18 protein-coding genes and 2 pseudogenes are annotated in these 18,384 nt (G+C 49.3%); 3 read left to right on the top strand and 17 right to left on the bottom strand.

The genetic code is table 11. The annotated features are described in order from the left end of the window. Positions 1–25: 25 nt before the first annotated feature. The 7 genes from ACM67B_RS00370 to ACM67B_RS00340 all read right to left on the bottom strand — a co-directional run bounded on the left by ACM67B_RS00370 (position 26) and on the right by ACM67B_RS00340 (position 4,747). Positions 26–799 (bottom strand): IS3 family transposase, encoded by a 774-nt coding sequence (locus tag ACM67B_RS00370; RefSeq protein WP_416188878.1) that lies wholly within the window; start codon positions 797–799, stop codon positions 26–28. Positions 800–822: 23 nt separating this feature from the next. Continuing rightward, positions 823–1,179, bottom strand: a complete 357-nt coding sequence (locus ACM67B_RS00365) for a helix-turn-helix domain-containing protein (RefSeq protein ID WP_416188879.1) — start codon at positions 1,177–1,179, stop codon at positions 823–825. Positions 1,180–1,259: 80 nt separating this feature from the next. Next, entirely contained in the window at positions 1,260–1,844 is a 585-nt protein-coding gene (gene ruvA, locus ACM67B_RS00360) for a Holliday junction branch migration protein RuvA (protein WP_416189698.1), read from the bottom strand. A 188-nt stretch (positions 1,845–2,032) separates the two neighbouring features. Continuing rightward, entirely contained in the window at positions 2,033–2,419 is a 387-nt protein-coding gene (locus ACM67B_RS00355; RefSeq protein WP_416189697.1) for a hypothetical protein, read from the bottom strand. A gap of 51 nt (positions 2,420–2,470) precedes the next feature. Beyond that, complete coding sequence (locus ACM67B_RS00350; protein WP_416189696.1) at positions 2,471–3,319, bottom strand: septal ring lytic transglycosylase RlpA family protein; 849 nt, start codon at positions 3,317–3,319, stop codon at positions 2,471–2,473. A 173-nt stretch (positions 3,320–3,492) separates the two neighbouring features. Beyond that, positions 3,493–3,957: a tRNA (uridine(34)/cytosine(34)/5-carboxymethylaminomethyluridine(34)-2'-O)-methyltransferase TrmL gene (gene trmL / locus ACM67B_RS00345; protein WP_416189695.1), complete on the bottom strand. Its 465-nt coding sequence runs from the start codon at positions 3,955–3,957 to the stop codon at positions 3,493–3,495. 64 nt (positions 3,958–4,021) lie between these two features. Further along, entirely contained in the window at positions 4,022–4,747 is a 726-nt protein-coding gene (locus ACM67B_RS00340; RefSeq protein WP_416189694.1) for a ComF family protein, read from the bottom strand. Here ACM67B_RS00340 and bioH point away from each other — a divergent pair. Together bioH and ACM67B_RS00330 are read left to right on the top strand one after the other, a co-directional pair. Continuing rightward, positions 4,746–5,489 carry a pimeloyl-ACP methyl ester esterase BioH gene (gene bioH / locus ACM67B_RS00335; protein WP_416189693.1) on the top strand — a complete coding sequence of 248 codons (744 nt, stop codon included), beginning with the start codon at positions 4,746–4,748 and terminating at the stop codon, positions 5,487–5,489. The two genes, ACM67B_RS00340 and bioH, sit on opposite strands and share 2 nt — an antisense overlap. Before the next feature lies 1 nt (position 5,490). Beyond that, on the top strand, positions 5,491–6,279 hold the full coding sequence (locus ACM67B_RS00330; protein ID WP_416190568.1) for a methyltransferase: 789 nt from the start codon (positions 5,491–5,493) through the stop codon (positions 6,277–6,279). 154 nt (positions 6,280–6,433) lie between these two features. Here the strand turns inward: ACM67B_RS00330 and ACM67B_RS00325 are convergent. The 4 genes and pseudogenes from ACM67B_RS00325 to recQ form a co-directional block, all read right to left on the bottom strand. Continuing rightward, a pseudogene (locus tag ACM67B_RS00325) lies at positions 6,434–7,201 on the bottom strand (DpnI domain-containing protein). A gap of 100 nt (positions 7,202–7,301) precedes the next feature. Continuing rightward, positions 7,302–9,461, bottom strand: a complete 2,160-nt coding sequence (gene dinG / locus ACM67B_RS00320; protein ID WP_416189692.1) for an ATP-dependent DNA helicase DinG — start codon at positions 9,459–9,461, stop codon at positions 7,302–7,304. 122 nt (positions 9,462–9,583) lie between these two features. Continuing rightward, entirely contained in the window at positions 9,584–10,033 is a 450-nt protein-coding gene (locus tag ACM67B_RS00315) for an HRDC domain-containing protein (protein WP_416190567.1), read from the bottom strand. A gap of 77 nt (positions 10,034–10,110) precedes the next feature. After that, positions 10,111–11,902: pseudogene (gene recQ, locus ACM67B_RS00310) on the bottom strand (DNA helicase RecQ); the annotation flags it as partial. A gap of 159 nt (positions 11,903–12,061) precedes the next feature. Between recQ and ACM67B_RS00305 the strand changes: the two are divergent. Then, on the top strand, positions 12,062–12,499 hold the full coding sequence (locus tag ACM67B_RS00305; protein ID WP_416189691.1) for a surface-adhesin E family protein: 438 nt from the start codon (positions 12,062–12,064) through the stop codon (positions 12,497–12,499). An 89-nt stretch (positions 12,500–12,588) separates the two neighbouring features. On the opposite strand, the gene ACM67B_RS00300 is transcribed toward ACM67B_RS00305, so the two are convergent. The 6 genes from ACM67B_RS00300 to waaC form a co-directional block, all read right to left on the bottom strand. Next, the gene (locus ACM67B_RS00300) at positions 12,589–13,161 is read right to left on the bottom strand and encodes an L-threonylcarbamoyladenylate synthase (RefSeq protein WP_416189690.1); all 573 of its coding nucleotides are present in this window, start codon (positions 13,159–13,161) and stop codon (positions 12,589–12,591) included. 206 nt (positions 13,162–13,367) lie between these two features. Beyond that, positions 13,368–14,639, bottom strand: a complete 1,272-nt coding sequence (gene purD / locus ACM67B_RS00295; protein WP_416189689.1) for a phosphoribosylamine--glycine ligase — start codon at positions 14,637–14,639, stop codon at positions 13,368–13,370. A 144-nt stretch (positions 14,640–14,783) separates the two neighbouring features. Continuing rightward, a complete protein-coding gene (locus tag ACM67B_RS00290) occupies positions 14,784–15,398 on the bottom strand; it encodes an IMPACT family protein (protein ID WP_416189688.1) in 615 nt (204 codons plus the stop codon). A 68-nt stretch (positions 15,399–15,466) separates the two neighbouring features. Beyond that, complete coding sequence (locus tag ACM67B_RS00285; RefSeq protein WP_416189687.1) at positions 15,467–16,402, bottom strand: electron transfer flavoprotein subunit alpha/FixB family protein; 936 nt, start codon at positions 16,400–16,402, stop codon at positions 15,467–15,469. A gap of 12 nt (positions 16,403–16,414) precedes the next feature. After that, positions 16,415–17,164: an electron transfer flavoprotein subunit beta/FixA family protein gene (locus tag ACM67B_RS00280; protein WP_416189686.1), complete on the bottom strand. Its 750-nt coding sequence runs from the start codon at positions 17,162–17,164 to the stop codon at positions 16,415–16,417. 84 nt (positions 17,165–17,248) lie between these two features. After that, on the bottom strand, positions 17,249–18,229 hold the full coding sequence (waaC, locus tag ACM67B_RS00275; RefSeq protein ID WP_416189685.1) for a lipopolysaccharide heptosyltransferase I: 981 nt from the start codon (positions 18,227–18,229) through the stop codon (positions 17,249–17,251). Positions 18,230–18,384: the final 155 nt, after the last annotated feature.

Genomic DNA, 18,384 nt, shown 5'->3' with positions numbered 1-18,384 from the left:
TTCTTGGACAAATTAAAAATCTTTCTCAAACAGCCTGTTCAAGCTGGGTCCTGTAAGCCACAGGACTCAGCTTTTTTAAATTCAAACTAATACGTTCATAATTGTAGTAACGTATGTAATCATCTATCACTTTGGTCAACTCTGCCACCGATAACACACCTTCCTGATAGAAGCTTTCCACTTTTAATGTCCCGAAGAAACTCTCCATCGGTGCATTGTCCCAGCAATTCCCTTTGCGCGACATGCTCTGCACAATGCCTTTCTCCGCCAGCTTTTCCCGATAAGCCTGAGTTCGGTAAAGCACACCTTGGTCAGAATGCAGCAGCGGGGTCTGCCCTTTCAGACGGCCGAATGCCTTATCCAGCATCTGCATGACCATCTTGCTGTCCGGCTTTCTACTGAGCTCATAAGCCACAATCTCACGATTGAATACATCCAATATCGGCGATAAGTACAGTTTGCCGTCGGTGCATTTAAACTCGGTCACATCGGTCAACCATTTATCTCCCGCTTTATCAGCAGTGAATGCACGCTTAAGGATGTTTTTCGACGTCTCTCCTATAACTTGCGGACGATAGGATTTTTTGTTGCGCACTTTGGCTTTCAAACCCAATAATCCCATAATACGCTGCACTTTCTTTTTATTCCACGATAATACAGCTCCAATCCGCCGTTGGCCGTAGCGACCTTTGTGTTGGTGATAAACTTCACTCACCGCCGCTTTGGCTTCCATATCGGGATCGGATTTACCGATGTGGTAGTAGAAACTGCTTTTGGGTATGCCGGCACTGTGCAACAAGTATTTCAGCGGGTGCTTCGCCCTCAGCGTTTGAACGGTTTCGCAACTTTGGTGGCGTTCTTTTCGTTGAGGGCTTTCATGTGCTTTAGGTAGTCGATCTCCGCCCTCATGTAGCGTAACTCTTCAATCAGCTCTGCCTGAGTTTTTTCATGGTCGGGTTTGTCGACGATAAAGGGATTGTTGCGTTTGGTCTGCGTAGTCTTCATAAGCGTAGCCTGTGGGTGCTGAAGTGCGGCTATACCGCCTTGACGGTAGGCGGCAATCCAACGGCGCAGGTGGGTGCGTGAGACGTTGAAATGGTCTGCGGTACGCTGTTGGCTGTGCACTTGATGGTAATGGAGTACGGCTCGGTATTTGAAGTCTAGTGTATATTTGGACATAAGAAAACTGCACCTTTTTAAGTTGGGGGGAAGTGTCCAACTTTTGGGGTGCAGTTCAACGATTTTTAGACGGCCTGCCATTACTTCAGCAAATTCTTTAACGCCAATCGTACCCCTTCACCGACGTCGGTGCCTTTCAGAATGCCTTTCACCGCCGCTTTGGCTTCACGCTCGTTGTAGCCCAAGGCTAATAAAGTGCTGACAATATCGTCGGTTTCGTCTGTACTCGGGGTCGGGGCAAACAGGCCGTCTGAAATATTTTCCGACACCAATTTTCCGCGCAATTCCAACACCATGCGCTCGGCGGTTTTCTTGCCGATACCGGGTGCGGAAGACAGGCGTTTCACGTCTTCTTCGGCCACAGCTTGCGCCAGTTCGTCGGCATTCATGGCAGATAAAATGCCCAAGGCTGTTTTGGCACCAATACCGCTCACTTTCACCAATTGGCGGAAGGTCTCCCGCTCGGCCGCGGAGGCAAAGCCAAACAACAAATGCGCGTCTTCGCGCACCACTAATTGGGTATAAAGCTGCACGGTTTCATTCAATGCAGGCAGGTTGTAAAAGGTTTGCATCGACACGTCGACTTCATAGCCGACGCCGTTGACATCAATGACGATTTGCGGCGGCTGTTTTTCGATGAGTTTGCCGGTGAGTCTGCTGATCATAAAAGGCTCTGGGTTAGGTGGAAAAAGCCGTCTGAACATTGATCGTCATTTTAAATAAAAATAATATGGCGCTGCCCATGCCCTGATGTACTGGATGTACAAAGTGTTTGCTGTCGCCTTGTCTTACTTTCTATTTGAAACGGCTATAAGTTGATCAGATGGCATTCATATAAATAAAATTACCGGTATCAATTTTCTTCCAGCAATACCACAGTCAACTCCTGAGCAGGGTAACTTGCCAGTTGCTTGAGCAGCGGTTTGTTGACTTGGCGGATGTCCCGTAAAAGTTCACGCTCTATGTATTGAACCCGCTCGGTCAGTTTATCATGCAATAATCCGGCTTTTACGGCCAAATGCGTAGTCCATGCATTTGGCGACGTGGCAACGGTATCGGCTTTGCCTTGCTGTTGCAGGCTGACAATATATTGGGCGGTGTCGCTGTCGAAACCGGATACAACCAAACGCCGAGCCAACTCATGTTGGTATTGTAACGGATTGATTTCCTGACAACGGAATTGCCGGTTTAAACCTTCAAACTCGGCCAAAGTCATGTCGTAAATACTGAATGATAACATCGTCAGCCTCCATGAAAAACGGCCTGCAATGAGACAGGCCGTCTGAAAGAATTAAATTGCAGAACCTACACTGCTGTATGCCAAGCTGCGGATACGGGTTTCAGCTTCATCCGCACGCTCTTGTGCGGTAAACGGACCCATGCGCACCACATATTCATGGCTGCGTTTTTCAACCGCCATTTTCGGGCTGGTCAAAGAAGAAGCCAGCTGTTCGGTCGTGCGGTCGATGTAGGCTTGTGCATCACGCTCGGTACCGAAGGCTTTCAAATCCACATAGATTTCTTGTGCCGGTGACAAGGCAGCAATCGCGGCCGGCGCAGTGTTTTTCGGAGTAACGGCTTTAGGTGCGGCCGCTTGTTGGGTTTTCACGCCCGGCACAATCTGCTCGATTTTGACATGAGCCGTACCTTGGTTGATGAAACCGAGTTTTTGCGCGGCGGCTTTTGATACGTCAATCACGCGGTTGCCGTGGAACGGACCGCGGTCATTCACGCGCACGATCACGCTTTTGCCGTTGCGGGTGTTGGTCACTTTGGCGTAGCTCGGAATCGGCAGGGTGCGGTGTGCGGCGGTCATGGCATGCATATTGTAGCGCTCGCCGCTGGCGGTTTTACGGCCGTGGAATTTGCCGTCATACCAAGAAGCGTTGCCGCTTTGGCTGAACGACGATACTTTAGTCATCGGCTGGTAACGTTTGCCTGCTACTTTGTAGCTGCGGTTGGCAGAAGGATGCAGTTTCTCAGCACGTACGATGGTGTCTTGCTGAGTGACGATGATATCGTTGGCCTGCTTGGCCAACAACGCACCTTTGGCGGTTTGCGCTGATGCGTTACTGATAGAAAAAATGCCGATGGCAGCTGCCGTCAGCGTGGCAAATAAAGTGTGGGGGGTTAAGGTCAAAACAAAATCCATTCTTGAGTTAATCACGAAAAGTACATGATGTTGCAATATAAACACCGGCACTTCAATCACGACTTCTCAGACGGTATCGAGACCTTTGCACAACCCTGGCCATTTGATGCATTTCTTCGTGATGCACGCAAACTTAAGGGTTGTGTAAAGGTCTCGGCTGTTTACATACCGCCCTGATAATCGTTTTGCCGCCATGCTTCAAACAGCATCACAGCAACAGTGTTAGATAAATTCATGCTGCGACTATCCGGCAGCATAGGCAAGCGAAGCTTTTGCCCGGCTGGCAAGGTATCGAGAATTTCCGCCGGCAAACCGCGTGTTTCAGGACCGAACAAAAACACATCACCCGGCCGGAATTCGGCTTTATCGGGGCGGGTTTTGCCTTTGGTCGTCAACGCGAAAATACGGCGGCCTTCGAGCGCCTTCAAGCAGGCTTCGAAATCCTCATGTACCGTCAGTTTTGCAAACTCATGATAATCCAAACCCGCGCGCTTCATTTTGGTGGAATCGAGCGGAAATCCAAGTGGTTTGACTAAGTGTAATTCCGCGCCGGTATTGGCACACAATCGGATGATATTACCCGTATTCGGGGGGATTTCAGGTTGATACAAAACAATAGTAAACATATAAATCAGTCACTTAGCAGTCGAATAAGATGCCACAGCAACGTGGCGGTGTCAAAGTTTTTAGCTATCTTTTCAATTGCGAACGTACCAAACACCAGCAATAAACCGCGCTTGCGCCCGATGCTTTCAGCATTTTCGCCAATTCATTTAATGTTGCGCCGGTGGTCACTACATCATCGATTAACAATATCTTACAATGTTTAGACAAGGGCTTGTTTAGCTTGAAAATGTTGCGCACATTGCGCCGGCGATCGTCACTTTTGAGCGTGCTTTGGGGCGGTTTGTGGGCGCGTTCGATGGTTTGGCGCGGCAATACTTGCCAGCCATATTCGCGCGTCAAACTTTCGGCCAATTCTTCGCTTTGGTTAAAACCGCGATAAAGCCGTCTGGCCTTGCTCAACGGCATGGGCAACACGCAATCAATTTCGGCGGTATCCAGCCAATCGGGCGCATGGCGGCGCATTAAATCGGCCAACGGCCGCCGCATGCTCATGTCGCCCAAATACTTGAACTGATGCACCATGCCGCTGACCGGCGCTTCATAATACACCGAAGCCCACATCCGCTCAAATTTCGGCGGCTTTTTCTGGCATTGGCCGCACACCGCCCCACCGACAACCTGCCGGAAACATAAAGGGCAGCTGTTGGCCGCATCGGTGAAGTGTTCCGCCAAATCAGCCAAGCAGCCACCACACAGGCCGTCTGAAGCGGAATCGTGGCATAATACACAGCGATGGGCGCGCCACCACGAGCGTTGTTTCATTCTGCGCCAAAAAGAAAGAACATCCATGCCACACTCTGCGAAAAAAGTTTATCTGATTCACGGCTGGGCGGCCAACCGCCACGTTTTCGACGATTTCATACCGCGTTTGCCGCACGATTGGGAAGCACACGCGCTAAACCTGCCCGGCCACGGCGATGCACCTTTTGCCGATGATTTCGACATTGCCGCTATTGCCGACCATTACGCTGCACAAATCGATACACCGGCGCATATTCTCGGCTGGTCGCTCGGCGGCTTGGTCGCGCTTTATTTGGCTGCCCGCCACCCCGACAAAGTGAAATCGCTGTGTCTCACCGCCAGCTTTGCCAAATTCACCGCCGAAGCCGATTATCCCGAAGGCTTGAGCCATCCTGCTTTGGCGAAAATGGTCGGCGCGTTTCAGCAGGATTATGCCAAACATATTAAACAGTTTCTACAATTACAATTACTAAACACACAAAATGCCGACACCATTTTGCACAAAGTATTGCCCGATTTAATCCGACACGGCGCACCACAAGCATTGCAAGCCGCCTTGGATGCGGTTAACCGCGCCGATGCCCGACCGTTTTTAGCGAACATTCAGCAGCCTGTGTTGCTCGTTTACGGCCAAAAAGATGCCATCACCCCGCCGCGCATGGGCGAATACTTACACCGCCATCTGCCCGACAGCCGCCTGCATCTCATTGAAAAAGCTGCTCACGCGCCGTTTCTCAGCCATGCCGATGAGTTTGCCGATGTGTATCAACGCTTTATCGAGGCCGTCTGAAATGAATCAAGACCCACGCTGGCAAATCCACCGCCACCTTGCCCAACAAACCGACGAACGCTTGGCATTGGTGCGCCACATCCCGCAACACATCCTGCTGGTCGGCGCCGATGCCGACATCAGCCGCAGCCTACTGGCCGCACGTTACCCCAAAGCCGTCTTCAGCGAATACGACCCGCGCGCCGATTTTCTTCAGACGGCCGCAGCCGAGCGCAAAAGCGGTTTCTGGCAAAAGCTCACCGGCAAACAGATTGAGCAATATTGCCAACCTTTAAGCCAAGCTTTGCCCGAAGCCGCCGCCGATATGCTGTGGGCCAACCTCAGCCTACCCACCGCCACCGAAGCGCTGCCCGTCATCTTCCAAAACTGGGCAAACGCCTTGAAAACCGACGGTTTGCTGTTTTTCACCCACTTCGGCCGCGACACCTTAGCTGAGCTGATAGGCCGTCTGAACGCCGCCGGTATTGCCTGCGCCGCACCAATCTTTATGGATATGCACGACATCGGCGATATGCTCGCCGACAACGGCTTCTACGACCCCGTGATGGACACCGCCAAACTCGATTTGAGCTACCACCAAGCCGCCACCTTTTGGCAGGACATGGACACCTTAGGCATTTGGCAGGCACTACAATTCACCCATCCGCAAACCGCCAAAGATTGTGTGAACCGGATTTTTGCTGAAGAAGGCCGTCTGAACATCACGCTGGAAACAGTGTACGGCCACGCAGTGAAAAAACTGGCCTTGCCGCAGGGGGAAAGTTTGGTACAGTTTTATCCTAAGGGGTAGGTTGTTGATTGGTTTTGAATGATAAAAGGCCGTCTGAAACGATTTGTTTCAGACGGCCTTTCTCATTCAGAAGTAGTAGCAAAAACTATACCTTATAATATAGATTATTGAAACATAATTATTACGGCTATAAATTTATTGGGCTTTTAAACACTTAAGGCTTCATTTTTTGATATTTTCCCCGAGCCCAAAATTCAATAACACCATTGTCGCGCAAAATTTGTAGTTGTTGGCGGATTTTCTCTTTAATATGCTGATTTTCAGGAAATTGCCACGATAATATTTGTTCAAATGCATACATTTGCTGCAAATCGAATTGGTCAGGTAATTGATCGATACACTTCATAATGGCAAGTAGCCATCCTTTATTCTTACTTTGTTGCTGACGCATAAACAAATGAGATTGCCATTGTTGGCATACTTTTTCAGAATCGATCACTCGGGCTTGATCAATCAACAGAATTTTACCGCTTTCAGGTAATCTGCTGATGTCCATATCACACATTAGGTAGTTTGCGCGGCCTTTCAATGGTTTTGTACGCGGGACAATCATATCTACGCTTACAAAATGTTTGGGAACTAAAATAAGTTGCTGCACAGAATAATCAATTTTTTTATAGGCTAAGAACAAAAAATTCGGATTGTTTTGAGCCTATATACGATCAATCATGCTGTTATAGGCACCGTCGGGGATTTTATTACCCATCGAAAGACCGTTTTTGCTCTTCAATTCAAATTGTTCATTACACTCCGAACAAAAAAAGTCACCCACTTTTGTGTTGTTAGGAAACGGTTGTATAGGATGCTTGCCACAATTCGGACAATAACCGTTATGTGCCAGCCAGTCTTCTGACAACCGCCTAATAATTTGACTTGAGCTATGATAACCTGCGATTAAATCTGTATTAAACCGTAAATTCATTATGATGTTTTTTCTTTTTAAAATTTGAAAGTTTAATAAGTTAACTAAATAGATGCCTGTAAATCTTAACTTTTCAGACGGCCTTTCTTCGACCCAACAGCTACCCAATCCGCTTAAACGGCGGCAAACAAGCCAAAAGCTGCTGGCCGTATCGTTGGGTTTTCACGCGGTTGTCGAGAATGGTGACGCGGCCGTAGTCTTGTTCGGTGCGGATCAGGCGGCCGACAGCTTGGACGAGTTTAATGCTGGCTTCGGGCACGGTGATTTCGATAAAGGGGTTGCCGCCGCGCTGTTCGATCCAGCGGTTTTGGGTTTTCTCAATCGGGTTGTCGGGCATGGAAAACGGCAGTTTGGCGATGATGACCTGTACGCAGGCTTCACCGGGTAAATCAAGGCCTTCGGCAAAGCTGTCGAGGCCGAAGATGATGCTGGCTTTGCCTTCATTCAAGGCTTGGTAATGGCGTTGCAGCAGCACGGTTTTGGGCAATTCGCCCTGTATCAAGAGCAGGGGCAGGTATTCTTCGGGCAGGCGTAGGGCGACATCTTGCATTTGTTTTCGCGAGGAAAACAACACCAACGTGCCGATGGCTTGGTCGGCGGCAATCAGCTTGGGCAGCCATTCGACGATAGCGGCGGTGTGGGCATGGGGGTCTTTCGGGCTGGCGTAAATCGGCGGGATGTAAAGCTCGCCCTGTGCTTCAAAGTCAAACGGGCTTTGCAGCGCGAGGGTGGTTGTTTGCGGGAACCAAATCAGGCCGGTTTGGCGCAGCAGCAGGTTGAAATTGCCCAAAGATTGCAGGGTGGCCGAAGTCAACACGGCACCGGCGGCGCGGCGCCACAGGCTGTTGGCAAGGTGGCTGGCGCTGCTGATGGGGCTGGCGTTGAAAATGTAGTCGTTTTTGTCGTCTACGCGGCGGGTAATCCATTTGGCCAACGGCTCTTCTTTTTCTTTCGGCACGGTGGAAAACAAATCCCACACGGCACCGATTTGTTCGATGCGGGCGACAAACAGGCCGAATTCGCTGCTTAGGCGGTCGACCAATGCGCCGTCTTGCTCTTTGTCGCGGCGGCTGGCGGATAGGGCATCGTTAAGGCCGTAAACGTGTTTCAGCAGGCTGCGCGCGGCCACGCCGGTGTTGGACACCAACAATTCCAAATCTTCGGGGATTTTGCCGTCTTCCCACAGCCACATCGGTTCGCTGCTTTTGCGGCCGGTGTCGCTGTCGTATTCGCCGGCGTTGAGGCCGAGTTTGGGTTCTTCGGCAAGGTGGAATTGCCATTCGTGCAGGCTGTCGAGCAGCGACACGGCGGCTTCGTCGGCTAAGTTCGCCAGCTCGGTTTTGTTGGTGAGGGCGGCGATTTTATTGGTGATTTGCGGCAGTTTTTCCAAAGTCCACACGGCGGTGTTCCATGAATGCTCGGCGGCAAACTGGCTTAAGGCTTTTTTCGGCAGGTGATGCGCTTCGTCTATGCAGTAGAAACTGTTTTCCGGCGCAGGCAGAATCACGCCGCCCCCCATGCTGATGTCGGCCAGCAGTAAATCATGGTTGGCAACGACAACATCGACTGTTTCCAGCGTATCGCGTGCCAGATAAAACGGGCATTCGGCGCGGTTGGGGCAAGCTGCTTTCAGGCAGCCGTGGCGGTCGTTGGTGACTTTAAACCAAATCACATCATCGATTTTTTCCGGCCATGTATCGCGGTCGCCATTAAAGCGGCGCGCGCCGAATTCATCGGCCATTTCGCGCAAAAGCTGGATTTCTTCGGGCTTGGGTTTGCTGTCCCACAACACGGTTGGCGCTTCAAAACCAAGCAGGTTTTGCTGCGCATTGCCTTGGGTGAGTTGGTAGAGTTTGTAGGGGCAAAGATAGCGGCCTCGCCCTTTGGCCAAGGCAAAGCTGAGTTCCAAACCGCTTTTTTCCACTAAAAACGGCAAATCGCGCTCAACCAGCTGCTCTTGCAAGGCCACGGTCGCGCTCGACACAATCAGCCGCTTGCCGCGCGTTTGCGCCATGATGCCGCCGGCCAACAGGTAGGCCAGCGATTTGCCCACGCCGGTCGGCCCTTCAATCACGGCAATGCTCTCGCCTTCGCGCTGCGGTGCCTCGCCGCCCTCTTCACGCGTTTGCGTGCGCGAAAAGGCATTGGCAATGGCCGCAATCATCTCCCTCTGCGAGGCGCGCGGACGGAAATGCGGCAGGCTTTTGCTGATGTTTTGGTAGTGGTCGCGAATGGCGTTTTTTTCTAAATCGGTGAGCATGAGGCCGTCTGAAAAGGTTTGGAAAATAAGGTGTTATTTTAGCATTTTTGTGAGTCAAGGGTTGTGGATAAGTGATGAGACCGTCTGAAATCTATTATTTTCAGACGGCCTCTTTGATTGATTTAAAACTCACCCACAATCTCTAATATCGTTTCCCCATATTTCTCCAGCTTCTCTTCGTTTACCCCATGAATTTCCGCCAAATCTGCCATGGTTTGCGGTTGTTTCGCGGCAATGGCACGCAGGGTTACTTTGCTGAAAATTTGGTGTGGCTCGATGTCTTCAACGCGGGCAGTTTTATTGCACCATTCGAGCAATTCGCGCATAAGTTTGCGCATACTGACTGCTTCATCGTCCAGTGAATCAGCGAAGGGATAACAGGCCGATAAGATGTCGGTGGCGTAGCGGCCGATTCTGACTTCGCCCAAGCCGTGTATGCCTTGTAAGTCTAAATCGGTTTCCGGGGTGAGGCGGATCAGGTCAAGCAGGGTGTCGTCGCTTAAGATTTTGCTTAAGGCCACGCCTTCGGTTTGGGCTTGTTTGTCGCGCCATGCGGTGAGAGTTTGCCACATGATTTTATCGCGTTCACTGGTCAGGCCGTCTGAAATGTTTTCATTTGTGTTTTCAGACGGCGTGCCTTGCTCATTAACGGCTGCTTGGCAGACTTCCAAGATTTCCAAGCCGAAACTGTTGATTTTTGCTTCGCCCAAGCCGTAGATTTCGTGCAATTCGGTTAGATTTTGCGGCAGCTTTTCCACGACATCGCGCAACGTTTTGTCGCCACAGATAACATAAGCCGGCACTTCCGCCGCTTTGGCTTTTTCCATGCGCCATTTACGCAGCGCCTGCCAGATGCGTTCTTCGCGCTCGGTACGCAGCCATTCTTCTTTCGGTTTCTGCGTAGCGGCTTTGTCGCGTTTGAGCGGGCGTAACCATACTTCGGCTTCGCCTTTTAATACTTTGCGGGCATCGTCGGTGAGCTGTAAAGATTGAAATTGCTGGGTATTGACGGTGAGATAGCCCAAGCTGATGCACTGGCGGATCACACTGCGCCATTCTTTGTCAGTAAGGTTATCGCCGATGCCGAATGTGGATAATTGATCATGCTGATTGCGCTGAATCCATTCATCGCTTTTACCGCGCAACACGTTGGTAACGTATCCAGCCGCAAAGCTTTGGCCGACACGATACACGCAGCTTAATAGTTTTTGCACCAACACCGTACCATCAAAACGGGTCGGCGGATGCAGGCAGTTGTCGCAATGGCCACATGGTTGCGAAGTTTCACCGAAATGACGCAGCAGCAGTACGCGACGGCACTCAGTGGTCTCGCACACCGACAGCATGGCATCGAGCTTTTGCATTTCAACTTGCTTTTGCGCTTCGTCGCTGTTGCCTTCGGCAATGCGTTCACGCAATAACACCCAGTCATTCAAGCCGTAACACAACCAACTTGCGGCAGGCAGACCGTCCCGCCCCGCACGGCCGGATTCTTGGTAAAAATGCTCAATGCTTTGCGGCATATCGAGATGGGCGACAAAGCGCACATCGGGCTTATCAATTCCCATGCCGAAAGCCACCGTCGCCACCACAATCACATTGTCTTCGCGAGTAAAACGGCGTTGATTGGCTTCGCGCACGTCCATGCTTAATCCGGCATGATAAGGAATGGCTTCTAAACCGTTGTCGCACAAAAACTGCGCCACATCTTCGACTTTTTTGCGGCTTAGGCAATACACAATGCCGCTTTGGCCGCTCATTTGCTTGTGGATAAAATCAAGCAGCTGCTTTTTGCCGTTGTTTTTTTCGATGACTTGGTAATAGATATTCGGGCGGTCGAAGCTGGCGATGTATTCGGGCGATTGCTCGAGCTGAAGATAATGCTTGATATCGGCGCGTGTGGCGGCATCGGCGGTAGCGGTTAAGGCAATGCGTGGCACCTGTGGATAACGTTGCGCCAACATGCCCAGCTGCTGATATTCGGGTCGGAAATCATGCCCCCACTGGCTCACGCAATGGGCTTCATCAATGGCAAACAGGCTGATTTTTTGTTGATCGAGAAAACGCAAAAAGCGGTCGGTAACCAAGCGTTCGGGGGCAACATATAGCAGTTTCAGACGGCCTGCCGCCAATTTATCGGCAATTTCACGCGCTTCATCGCCGCTGGTGCTGCTGTTGACGCTGGCCGCTTCAATACCGGCAGCATGCAGGGCTGCGACTTGATCATTCATCAGTGCAATCAAAGGTGACACCACAATGGCCACACCTTCGCGCATCAAAGCCGGAATCTGGTAGCACAACGATTTTCCGCCGCCGGTGGGCATCAGCACCATCAGGCTTTCGCCTTGAGCCAAGGTATTAACCACCGCTTCCTGATTGCCACGAAATTCGGGATAACCGAATATTTCGTGCAAAATTTGTCGGGCTGTGGGCTGGCTCATGATGCGTCCGTTTGACTGAAAAGCTTTATTTTAACTGTTTTATCCGCCGTATGCATGGCTTCATTTATACTGCCTGAAGGTAAGGTTTGCAAAGCCAGTTTACTTCACCTTAATTCTTCACGCATAATAGCGCTGATTGATTTAAACATGAGGATAAACATGAATATGCAATGGTATCGCTTGGGTATGGCTGCTTCTTTGGCATTGATTTTGGCTGCCTGTGCGTCATCCGATGGTTCAAGCAGCGGCAATTGGCAAAATATCGGTACTACCTCTAACGGCAACATTAAAGTGACGGTGGATAAAAGCAGCATCCAAAAAAATGGGCAGTTGGTGACATTCCGTGACCGTAAAGTGATTTCCAAACCCAGTGAAGAAAGATTCGTCAACACGCCGGCGTATAAAACAGCATTGGCCGATTGGGAAATACATTGCGGCAATAAAACCTACCGCCTGACGGCTTTACAATTGCTGAATGACCGCGGCCAAATAGTCACCAACCAACGCTACACCGCCACCAATTTGCGCCCGATGAGCGTGATGAGCGGCTCGATTACTGAAAAACAATATGAATTGGTGTGTGGTAAAAAACTTTAATCCACAAAATTATCCACAAATTAAAAAGCCGTCTGAAAACATCATGTTTTCAGACGGCTTTTTCATAATTAGCTGATTTTTAAAACTTATTAGCGCAAACGTTTACCCGTTTCACCATCAATAATTTGGCTGGGTGTTTTCTGACGACCGATTAAACCGCCGATAATCCACACTTTTCGACCAAATTGTCTTCTGACTTCGCGCTCGCTTTTACAGGCGCGTTTTCCGGCACGGTTACACGATGTAGAAACCAAAGCTGTATTCAAAGCGTGACATAATCGACGTGCAGCGGCATGATCGGGCACGCGCACAGCCAGTTTTTCCCTGCCTTTACCGCGCAATAATGGCAACACGCTTTTTTCAGACGGCAATAAAAACGTTTTCGCTGCCGGCCAAGTTTGCTGCAATAAAGCTCGCATGCTTTCAGACGGCCTTTTAATCAAAGGTTGCAACTGGTCTAAATCGCTGCCAATCACAATCATACCCTTATGCTGTGGCCTTTTTTTCAGATGAACCACCCGCTTCAATCCTTGCGGATGTTTCGGCAAACAACCCAAACCGTAACAAGATTCGGTCGGATACGCCACCACACCACCTGATTTCAAATGGGCACTGAGCTTTCTTTGTTGGCTGGCAGATAAGATTCGGGGAAACGGTTTCATGATCTTTTCTAAATAATTAAGGCCGTCTGAGTGATCAGACGGCCTGAGACCTTTGCAAAACCCCTATCTTTGGCACATTTCTTCATTGTACGCTGCTCGAAAGCTTACCTATCTTGATGATATGTCTTCACTTTCTCCTCGCTACAACTTTGAACTGTGCTCAAATCTAGGATTTTGCAAAGGTCTCCGCCTTTATAAAATACAGATTAGCGGTTAATTGCTTTATCCGCAATGTCTTTGCGGTATTGCATGCCGTTGAAGCTGACTTTTTCCAAAGCTGCATAAGCCTTGGCTTTGGCTGCCACCACATCGTCACCCAAACCAACCACACACAATACACGGCCGCCATTGGTCACAACTTGGTTTTGTTGGTTCATAGATGTACCGGCATGGAACACTTTACCAATTTGGTTGGCTTCGTCCAAACCGGAAATCACATCACCTTTTTTCGGCGTTTCCGGATAGTTTTCTGCGGCCAAAACCACACCGACAGCGGTTTGCGGATTCCACTCGGCGCTGACTTCATTTAATTTACCGTCAATCGCCGCTTCAACCAAACCAACCAAATCAGTATCCAAGCGGCTCATAATCGGTTGCGTTTCCGGATCACCAAAACGGCAATTGAATTCGATGGTATAAGGCGCACCGTTTTCATCAATCATCAAGCCGGCATATAAAAAGCCGGTAAACGGATGGCCTTCAGACTGCATACCTTTTACGGTCGGCAAAATAATTTCATTCATGGCGCGCTCGTACACGGCTTGAGTGACCACCGGTGCCGGACTATATGCGCCCATACCGCCGGTATTTGGGCCTTGGTCGTTATCCAGCAATCGTTTGTGGTCTTGGCTGGTGGCCATTGGTAAAACGTTTTCACCATCCACCATCACGATAAAGCTGGCTTCTTCGCCTTGCAGGAAATCTTCAATCACCACGCGCGCGCCGGCATTGCCCATTTTGTTGCCGAGCAGCATATCATCAATGGCGGCATGCGCTTCATCTAAGGTGAGGGCGACAATTACGCCTTTACCGGCAGCCAAACCATCGGCTTTAATCACAATCGGCGCGCCTTTTTGATTAATGTAATCATGCGCGGCTTCCGCGTTTTCAAAGGTTTGGTATTGCGCGGTCGGAATGCCGTATTTAGCCATAAACGCTTTGGCAAAGTCTTTGGAGCTTTCCAATTGCGCCGAATATTGAGTAGGGCCGAAAATTTTCAGACCTTGTGCGCGAAAATCGTTTACCACACCTGCGGCCAATGGCGCTTCCGGACCTACTACAGTAAACGCAATGTTTTCTTTATTACAGAAATCAATCAAATCAGCATGCGCGGTTAAAGCGATATTTTGCAGCTTCGGTTCAATCGCCGTGCCTGCGTTACCGGGTGCCACAAATACGGTTTCTACGCGCTCGGATTGCGCCAACTTCCACGCCAATGCATGCTCGCGACCACCACTGCCAATAACCAGCAATTTCATGCTTTCTCCTTTAAAACATTGATTTCTGAATCAGATTAAAGCGAAATTATAGCCTATATTCACATACTTAAACAGCGTTAAATCACTATGGTTTTAAACTTAATTAAAACAAAATAGGCCGTCTGAAATAATTCAGACGGCAGGCTAAAATGCTTCTTCTTCTAAATTAACTTCAATTTGCCGCGTGTGCTGCCATGCAGCCACACATGCTTCGTAACTCGCCAACGGTAGGCGCACGGTTAATTTACAATCTAATTGCAAATCTTGTTCGACGATATAGCCCTGATGCTGCTTGACAATCCGAATTGCATCATTCAACACTGGATACTCACAACGAATCCAAACCGTTTTTTCGATGTTTTTTTCAATGATTTCGGCAATGGCTAAGGCTTCGGCGGTTGAATTTTTATAAGCCTGAATTAAGCCTGGTACGCCCAATAATGTGCCGCCAAAATAACGCACCACCACCACCAAAACATCAGTCAAGCCTGCTGAATCGATTTGACCAAGGATCGGCCGGCCTGCGCTGCCGGATGGTTCGCCATCATCATTGGCACGAAACTGCAAACCATCCACACCCAAGCGGTAAGCGTAACACCAATGCCGCGCTTTGTGATGCTCTTCACGCAAAGCGTCGACATATTGCTTAACCTGAGCCACGCTGTGTATCGGATACACATAGGCAATAAATCGGCTGCCTTTGTCTTTGAGCTCAGCCTGAACAGGTGCGACAATGGTGGAATAAGTGGTAACAGTCATGATTACTCTGGAAAAATTTCAGACGGCCTTTTCGTCAGGCCGTCTGGAAATGTTTCACGTGAAACGCTTTAGTTTTTTAATGCTTCAGTTAATTGCGGCACAACTTCAAATAAATCGCCGACAATACCGTAATCTGCTACATTGAAAATCGGCGCATCAGCATCTTTATTAATCGCCACAATCACTTTACTGTCTTGCATGCCGGCAACGTGTTGAATCGCACCAGATACACCAATCGCAATATACAGCTGAGGCGCAACCACTTTACCGGTTTGGCCGACTTGCAAATCATTCGGCGCATATTCGGCTTCAACTGCAGAGCGCGATGCACCAATCGCTGCACCCAATACATCTGCCAATGGGGTCAAAATTTGTTTGAAGTTTTCCGCGCTGCCCAATGCACGGCCACCGGCTACTACAACATTGGCTTGAGTCAAGTCAGGGCGGTCGGATTGCGCCAATTCGCGTTTCACAAAGCGGCTGATATTTTGCGCTTCAAACGCGGCAACATTCACCACTTCTGCATTACCACCGGTGACAGCCGCAGCTTCAAAAGCCGTGGCACGGAAAGTCAGCACCAATTTTTCAGACGGCGTTTGTACCATTTCAAAAGCATTACCGGCATAAATCGGACGCACAAAAGTTTGGTTATCCACAATCTCCGTCAAATCGGAAATTTGCGGCACATCCAAAACCGCAGCCACTCGCGGCAACAGGTTTTTACCGAATGCGGTGGCCGTTGCGACAACATAGCGGTAATCGGCAGCCAGTTTTACCACCAATGGCGTTAACTCTTCAGCCAAGCCTTCAGCATAATGCACGGCTTCGGCAACCAATACCTTAGCGACACCGGCTACTTGCTTGGTTTCTTCCACCACTACGGCAGCACTGTTGCCGGCCACCAACACATGAACTTCACCTAATTTTTCAGCCGCTTTAATCGCATGCAGGGTAGCAGGATTCAAATGCTGGTTGTTGTGTTCAGCAATCACTAATACGCTCATCGTTCCGCTCCCTTAAATCACTTTAGCTTCGTTTTTCAATTTCTCAACCAATTCGGCCACGCTGGCAACTTTCACCCCAGCTTGACGTGCTTTAGGCTCCAATACTTTCACCACATTGACGCGTGCGACAGTATCCACGCCTAAATCGGCCAAAGCGACTTTTTCCAGCGGCTTTTTCTTGGCCGCCATAATATTAGGTAATTTCACAAAGCGCGGCTCATTCAAACGCAAATCGGCGCTGATCACTGCAGGCAGGTTCAATGCAATCACTTCTTCGCCGCCATCAATTTCGCGGGTCACGATGACTTCGTTGTCGTTTAATTCTACTTTAGAGGCAAATGTTGCTTGCGGCGCATTCAACAAAGCAGCCAGCATTTGCGCGGTTTGATTAGCATCGTCATCAATCGCCTGCTTACCCAGCAACACAATTTGTGGGTTTTCTTTATCGGCAACGGTTTTCAATAATTTGGCCACAGCCAAAGGCTCGAGCTTGACATCGGCTTCGATGTGAATTGCGCGGTCTGCACCCATTGCCAAGGCTGTGCGCAAGGTATCTTCGCATTTTTTTTCACCGATAGACACAGTCACAATCTCGCTGACCTTACCGGCTTCTTTCAAGCGCACGGCTTCTTCTACGGCAATTTCATCAAACGGGTTCATCGACATTTTCACGTTACCGATATCCACATCCGAGCCATCCGCCTTCACACGGACTTTCACGTTGTAATCGACCACGCGTTTTACTGCGACCAATGCTTTCATTCCATACTCCTAAACAGGAATTTCAAAAATAATTTCAATTCGGCCGATTCAATCATCGGCTTAGTGATTTGATGGTATTGCGCTTCAGACGGCCTGATGATTATTTTTAGCAGCTACGCATTCCATCAACACATTATAAACTTCTTCTACTGCAGGGATTTGCGCCACATTACCCAAATTCTGCGCCCACGGCGACACTTGCACACCGGTTTTCAACGGATCGGTATCGGTATAAATGCCGACTACCGGCTTATCCAAGGCATTGGCCAAGTGCAGCAACCCAGTATCCACACCTATCACGCCAACAGACTTATCCAATAAATCCGCTGCCTGCAATAAATTCATTTTATCGTACACAATGGCAAACGACAGATCAGCGGCGATGTGTTCAGCACGTGCTTTCTCGGTGGCATTACCCCAAGGCAGATACACCTTGGCATTTTGCTCGGCATGCAATTTCTGCAATAAGGCCATCCAGTTTTCAGACGGCCATAATTTGCTATCGCGACTGGTGGCATGCAGCGCCACATAATAAGGCGTTTCTAAATTATTCAGACGGCCTGCTTCAGGCACTTCTAACCCAAAAGATTGCTGCGCCGGCATGGTATAACCGAATACTTGCGCAAACAATGCGCGATTGCGCCATACCGCATTTTTACCTTTTTCTACAGCAAACTTCTGCTGATAAAAATGTGCCGCCCAGCTTTCACGCGCACTGTGTTGATCCAAGCCATAAATCGGCGCTTTCGCCATTTTGGCAAATAAAGCACTTTTCATCAGCCCTTGGCTATCCAGCACAAAATCAAATTGCTCTTGTTGCAAAGCCGTTTTCAGACGGCCTATTTCACGCCATGTTTCTGCTTGAGTCAGGTTTTTCCGCCACTGCCGCCACTTCATGGTATGCACTTTTTTAACAAACGGGTGCAAGCGGGTAATATCGGCGAAACCGGCTTCACTCAACCAATGCAATTCCACATCCGGACGCTGTTGCGCCAAATCTTGTACAGCAGGCAAGGTGTGAATCAAATCGCCCATACTGGACAAACGGACAAGCAGAATTTTCATAAGCGGTAATGTTTCACGTGAAACAATGATAACTATTTGATTTTAAATAAATATTTATTACTTAGCCAAATCGCTACTATATCAAAACGCGTGAAACACTGTTTGACATGCAGTTTATCAGCAAAATAAGCTTGAGTATTATATCAAACCCATGC

The organism is Neisseria sp. CCUG17229 (assembly GCF_047839235.1).
In the GTDB taxonomy this organism is placed as follows: domain Bacteria; phylum Pseudomonadota; class Gammaproteobacteria; order Burkholderiales; family Neisseriaceae; genus Neisseria; species Neisseria brasiliensis.
This window is presented reverse-complemented; position numbering and strand designations above follow the sequence as displayed.

What these genes read in the sequence shown, in the direction of transcription:
- ACM67B_RS00365 (WP_416188879.1), bottom strand. Translation starts at nt 1,179, where the DNA reads ATGTCCAAATATACACTAGACTTCAAATACCGAGCCGTACTCCATTAC.
- ruvA (WP_416189698.1), bottom strand. Translation starts at nt 1,844, where the DNA reads ATGATCAGCAGACTCACCGGCAAACTCATCGAAAAACAGCCGCCGCAA.
- ACM67B_RS00355 (WP_416189697.1), bottom strand. Translation starts at nt 2,419, where the DNA reads ATGTTATCATTCAGTATTTACGACATGACTTTGGCCGAGTTTGAAGGT.
- trmL (WP_416189695.1), bottom strand. Translation starts at nt 3,957, where the DNA reads ATGTTTACTATTGTTTTGTATCAACCTGAAATCCCCCCGAATACGGGT.
- bioH (WP_416189693.1), top strand. Translation starts at nt 4,746, where the DNA reads ATGCCACACTCTGCGAAAAAAGTTTATCTGATTCACGGCTGGGCGGCC.
- ACM67B_RS00340 (WP_416189694.1), bottom strand. Translation starts at nt 4,747, where the DNA reads ATGGATGTTCTTTCTTTTTGGCGCAGAATGAAACAACGCTCGTGGTGG.
- ACM67B_RS00330 (WP_416190568.1), top strand. Translation starts at nt 5,491, where the DNA reads ATGAATCAAGACCCACGCTGGCAAATCCACCGCCACCTTGCCCAACAA.
- dinG (WP_416189692.1), bottom strand. Translation starts at nt 9,461, where the DNA reads ATGCTCACCGATTTAGAAAAAAACGCCATTCGCGACCACTACCAAAAC.
- ACM67B_RS00315 (WP_416190567.1), bottom strand. Translation starts at nt 10,033, where the DNA reads ATGTGGCAAACTCTCACCGCATGGCGCGACAAACAAGCCCAAACCGAA.
- ACM67B_RS00305 (WP_416189691.1), top strand. Translation starts at nt 12,062, where the DNA reads ATGAATATGCAATGGTATCGCTTGGGTATGGCTGCTTCTTTGGCATTG.
- ACM67B_RS00300 (WP_416189690.1), bottom strand. Translation starts at nt 13,161, where the DNA reads ATGAAACCGTTTCCCCGAATCTTATCTGCCAGCCAACAAAGAAAGCTC.
- purD (WP_416189689.1), bottom strand. Translation starts at nt 14,639, where the DNA reads ATGAAATTGCTGGTTATTGGCAGTGGTGGTCGCGAGCATGCATTGGCG.
- ACM67B_RS00290 (WP_416189688.1), bottom strand. Translation starts at nt 15,398, where the DNA reads ATGACTGTTACCACTTATTCCACCATTGTCGCACCTGTTCAGGCTGAG.
- ACM67B_RS00285 (WP_416189687.1), bottom strand. Translation starts at nt 16,402, where the DNA reads ATGAGCGTATTAGTGATTGCTGAACACAACAACCAGCATTTGAATCCT.
- ACM67B_RS00280 (WP_416189686.1), bottom strand. Translation starts at nt 17,164, where the DNA reads ATGAAAGCATTGGTCGCAGTAAAACGCGTGGTCGATTACAACGTGAAA.
- waaC (WP_416189685.1), bottom strand. Translation starts at nt 18,229, where the DNA reads ATGAAAATTCTGCTTGTCCGTTTGTCCAGTATGGGCGATTTGATTCAC.